This window comes from Oleiphilus sp. HI0125 (genome assembly GCF_001635355.1).
Window position 1 is genome coordinate 1 of the sequence record NZ_LWGF01001468.1, and the last position, 779, is coordinate 779.

At 40.9% G+C, this 779-nt stretch carries 1 pseudogene; it reads right to left on the bottom strand.

What is annotated here, in order from left to right:
• Nucleotides 1-640 (bottom strand): annotated as a pseudogene (locus A3762_RS24810) (hypothetical protein); the annotation flags it as partial.
• Nucleotides 641-779: the final 139 nt, after the last annotated feature.

A 779-nucleotide genomic window follows, 5' to 3' on the forward strand; every position in this document is an offset into this window, starting at 1 on the left:
AACCAGAAACGCCAAGGCCGACATGAGAAATAAACTGCGCCGTAGTCGAAATATAGTGATCTTTAAAATGGTGAACCGCTCTAAAAGCAATATGGCTGCGCTTAGCGGTTGCCACAATCGTGGCGAGCATTAATAGACTTATTAAGGTCAGCTTCTGATGCGCGATCGCAAACAAACTAATGTCAGCAAACACGTGCTCCAAGGAGCGGAATATCTCAACTGAAGGAGTAAGGTTTTGATCGTAAATAGCGGCTTCATCATGCTTCTTCTGACAAACCCTGAGCTGTCGCACCAATGACTCTCGTGCCGAGTCTCTATCAAAATCATCAACCAACAGTGAAAACGCTTCATTTTCAGCAATATGCTCTTGCTCTAGAACATCTAAGCGACTGTCTATGTCTTCTTGTGGGTCACACTCCGTAATCGGACGATCGCCTCGCAACACAAAATAGTCATCCCACAAATATGCACCAAGTTTAAGCATTTGCGCATGCATATTTTCACTCGTACCGGATGTAATGGTGCCGAGCAATAACAGCAAAATAATTCCTGTAAGAATAGCTTGAGATATCTTTTTAAATTTTGAAAAAGGAGAAGATGAAACTGGAGATGGATCTGAATTAGCTGAAATATCGCTCATCACTGACTCGTCATTATTTTTGTTAATACAAACGAAAGCTTTTTTGAATACTGCTAGCTATTGTGCCAACAAACTTAAGTAAGATGTTGATACATAAGGAAGAGCGAGTACTTCGTCACGTTTTAAAGGATGATAATTC